Annotated in this window: 2 protein-coding genes; both read left to right on the top strand. The window is 34.6% G+C overall.

The window, feature by feature from the left end; translation table 11 throughout:
• The first annotated feature begins 76 nt into the window (after positions 1–76).
• Entirely contained in the window at positions 77–3,112 is a 3,036-nt protein-coding gene (locus tag AB8B65_RS12690; protein ID WP_405301436.1) for a two-component regulator propeller domain-containing protein, read from the top strand.
• Between the two features lie 426 nt (positions 3,113–3,538).
• Positions 3,539–4,291: a LytR/AlgR family response regulator transcription factor gene (locus tag AB8B65_RS12685; RefSeq protein ID WP_405301434.1), complete on the top strand. Its 753-nt coding sequence runs from the start codon at positions 3,539–3,541 to the stop codon at positions 4,289–4,291.
• Positions 4,292–4,530: the final 239 nt, after the last annotated feature.

The raw sequence follows: 4,530 nt of genomic DNA, 5'->3' as shown, positions 1-4,530 counted from the left end.
AATTTTGAATGGAATGGCACGAAATTAGTACCTGAATTCACTAAAGAATTTTACAAACGTAAAAAATCAGATTGATATGAAAATCGCTTCACGCGCTTTGCTCCTATTGTTATTTTTTGTTGCAGGAACTTGGTTTTCCGTAGCACAGAACGATCAATTGCGCGCGTATACGTTAAAAGATGGTTTGCCACAATCGCAAGTAAATGCAATCACTCAAGATGAATTGGGCTATTTATGGATTGGAACAAAAGGTGGCGGAATTGCACGTTTTGATGGAATTTCTTTTAAGGTATGGAACGAAAAAAATGGTTTGGGTTCTAACTTTATCAACACACTTACATTTTACAAAAACACACTATTAATAGGAACGAATCAAGGACTTTCTGTTCGCACAAAAAATACCTTTACAAACTACGAATCGCCAAGAATTTACGATATTGAAACGGTTAATGACAACATCTTTTTAGCAACACGAAAAGGAATTTATAAGTATGCTGTTAGTGGTGAAATAGAACGTGTAGATTGCAATACCGTTTTGAATTCGACTCAAATTAATGATATTTTGTTTGATGGAACACACTATTGGATTGCGTCGCGTCGTGGTTTGTGGAAAACAGATCGTTTAGCGTCTGACGGAACGTTTAAAAAAATGTTTGAAAGTGACTTTAAATCTATCGCGCGTTATAAAGATCGAATTATTGCCGCAAGTTTTATAGATGGAATTTATTCGTTCAAAAATAACGAAGTCGGTTTTCAAGAAGTTTCTGAAATACGAGAAATCAATAGTATCAATTTGGTTAATTCTGATCAATTATGGATCAATACGAGAAATGCAGGTATTAAACGGATCAATCTGACAGATAATTTACCCGAAAAATCCATTAGTAAACGTGATGGATTGTCTATTTACAACATCAATAATGTGTACACAGATCGCCAAAATAATGTATGGATTGGTTCTTCTGGTGGCGGATTATTCAAATCTGAAAAGAATAATTTTAGACATTTTACCAAAGATAATGGCTTGACTGCTAATAGAATTTACGCGCTGCATTACCAAAATAAAACGTTGTGGGTTTCGGCGGCAGAATCTGGCTTAACAAAAATTGACTCTACAGGAATTCATCAAGAAAAAGAAACTAGCAAATATCTCGATAAGAAAGTAAAAACATTGACCAGCGATAAAGACGGTCGAATTTGGGCTGGAACGGAAGGAAAAGGAATCTATATTTATCAAAAAAAAGTACGCGACACCATTATATACGAAAATTTATCAGAAGATGAAGTAACGTATAAAACCGAACAAATAGAAACTATATATTCCGCAAATATTACCACAGCTATTGGCTTGCCTTCCGATTGGATTAGCAATATAAAAATTTACGGTTCGTATGTTTGGATTGCAACATATTCAAATGGAATTGCCCGTTTTCAGTACGATCACAAGAAAAAAAGAATATTCAATCTTAAAACTTTTGACACTGAAAATGGTATAAAAGACATTGGAATTCGCGATATGGCGCGTGACGAAACAGGTCGTATTTGGTATTCTACAAATAAAGGCCATTTGGGCTATATTAAAAATGATGAAGTCACACATTTAACACCAAAACAAGTCACAGGAAGCGAAGTTACCATCGGAACCATTCACATTCACAATTACGATATGTATTTGGGAACACTTGGAAAAGGAATTTGGTTTTCTACCTTGTCAAAAGACTTAAAATTTGAACAATTACAAGGAAAAAAAGACTTGTATTCCGACAATATTTACCAGCTTATTTTTGATGATAATGGCGCACTTTGGGCAGGAAGTGAACGTGGCGTAGATCAAATTACGCTTAACAAGAAAAACGAAATTCAAAACGTAATTCATTACGGTCGCAATGATGGTTTTTTAGGAATTGAAACTTGCCAAAATGCAGCTACAAAAGATACGGAAGGGAATCTTTGGTTTGGAACTATTGACGGACTCACTAAATACGTGCCTTCTACGTCGGAGCAACAAAGTTCAAAACCGCAAATATATTTTGAAAATGTGGAAGTGGCGTATCAGAGTTTAGATTCGATCAACTTGCAAGATTGGACAAATTCAGACAAACGGTTACAGCTTACAGCAGATGAAAATGATTTGGCTTTTCAGTTTCGCTCAGTAGATTTGGACAATCCGGAAGCAATTGTGTATCGTTATAAATTTGACAATAACAAATGGAGTCCGTGGAATCAAGAAAGTAAAATTACTTTTGGCGATTTGGATTATGGAAATCATACGTTTTTGGCACAATCACGCAATAAAGATTGGTTGGAAAGTGATCCGATTAGTTTCAAATTTCACGTCATTCAACCATTATACAAAAAAACATGGTTTAAAAATCTACTTTGGACGATTCTCGGATTGATTGTCGCCTTTATAATTTACAACTACATCAAACGTGTTAAAGCTAAAAACCGTGCGATTCGCGAACGTTTACAGCTAGAAAATCATTTGCTTTCGCTGGAACAAAAAGCATTGCGCTTACAGATGAATCCGCATTTTATTTTCAATGTCTTGAACGGAATTAAAGGCATGAGCCGAAACGATATTGCGAAGATGGATAAAACGATCAATACCTTTGCTGTATTGCTTCGAGAAACTTTGACAAATTCTAGAAAAGATAATATTACACTCGATCAAGAGATAAAAACCTTGAAAAATTATGTAGAAGTGGAACGTTTGATGGCGAGTAAAGATTTTAGTTATGCAATTGATGTCACGTCCAATTTAGATCCTGAAGAAGTTTTGATTCCGCCAATGTTAATTCAGCCTTTTGTTGAAAATGCCATTCGTCACGGAATCATGCCATTGCAACGTCCTGGCGAATTGAAAATTACGTTCAAGACAGATGATCGTTTTTTATATGCAACAATTACGGACAACGGAATTGGCATTCAAGAATCGCAAAAAAACAAACCAAATACAGATCATCAATCGATGGCGTTGCAAGTCACAAAAGAACGAATTGAATCGTTGGCAGGAGTCAACACACTAAAAATTACCGATATATCTGAAAAAGATGCTACCTTAGCAGGCACACGGATTTCATTTAAAATTCCACTAGAAACGGAGTTTTGAAATTTTAGATATCAGATCGCTTACGCTGTTAGAGTATGTGACTTACTTAGATGGTTAAAAACGTCATTACGAGGAAATATGACGAAGTAATCTGCTTCTTTAGCATACTAAAATTTGCTTTTGAAACGAACAGATTGCCACAAATTTATTTGAAATTCTCACAAAGACGTATCAAAATGATTATTGAAATTTTAAATAAATTGTAATTCTAAGTACTTCTCGATACAATTTTCTTTATATTTCGACTGCGCTCAATATAAAAAAATCACTCGAAGAGACGCTTTATATTCTGATGTTCAATACGTCACTTCGAGTAAAATTCATTAGAATTTTGTATCGAGAAGTGCTTTAATTATTAAGAGTTATTTTAATAGATAAATATTTATTTTTGATATCGTAACTCATACCTAACACCTAATAAAAAACATGCTCACTACTGTTATTGTTGATGATATTCCTGCTGCGTTGCAAATGCTACAAGGCGATATTGAACGTTTACATCCTGAATTATCTATTATTGGAACTGCGCAAAGTGTTGTGGAAACGGCAAAATTATTGCGCAAACAACAACCCGATATTTTATTTTTAGATATTATGTTGGGCGATGGATCTGGATTTGATGTGTTGGAAATTTTCCCGAATCTGACTTCCAAAATCATCTTTGTGACAGCAAGTGACGAGTTTGCCATTCGCGCATTCAAATTTGCAGCAATTGATTATGTATTGAAACCGTATTCGGAAGAAGAATTGTCGGCTGCAATTAACAAAGCAAAAGGACAAATTCACCCAAATAAAGAACGTTTGGATATTTTAAAAGATACCTTAGCCGCACCAAACGAAAAGCCTACAAAAATATCATTGCACACTTTAGACAAGATTATTATTGTCAGTTTGGATGAAATTATGCGTTGCGAATCGGATAGTAATAATACCATTTTCTATTTGCAAGATGGACAGAAGATTTTTGTAACCAAAACGCTCAAGTATTTTTCAGATATGTTGCGTAATTATCAGTTTTTGCGTGTGCATCAGAGTCATTTGGTGAATTTGCAATTCATTAAAGCATTTATAAAAACGGATGGTGGTTATTTACTGTTGAAAGATAAAAGTACTGTTCCGGTTTCGGTTCGTAAAAAAGTAGAAGTGATGGAAATTTTGAGTAGTATTCATCGGAAGTGATTTTGTTAGATCGCTGGCGCTGTTAGATGTTAGATCGCTTTGCTTTTAGATCGTTTCACTTTTAGATCGCTCTGCTCTTAGATTTTTGGACTTATTTCATTGAAACTTTTAATATGTTGGATTAAAAAAAAACGTCTCTTTGAGTGATTTTTCGGAATGGAATGCTTTGCTGTTAGATCGCTGTGCTGTTAGACCGCTTTGCTTTGAGATCGTTTCACTTTTAGATCGCTCAGCTCTTA

The sequence above is a fragment of the Kordia sp. genome (genome assembly GCF_045105435.1).
Taxonomy (GTDB): Bacteria; Bacteroidota; Bacteroidia; order Flavobacteriales; family Flavobacteriaceae; genus Kordia.
This window is presented reverse-complemented; position numbering and strand designations above follow the sequence as displayed.

Excerpts from the sequence above, each read along its gene's own strand:
- AB8B65_RS12690 (WP_405301436.1), top strand. The coding sequence starts at position 77 with ATGAAAATCGCTTCACGCGCTTTGCTCCTATTGTTATTTTTTGTTGCA.
- AB8B65_RS12685 (WP_405301434.1), top strand. The coding sequence starts at position 3,539 with ATGCTCACTACTGTTATTGTTGATGATATTCCTGCTGCGTTGCAAATG.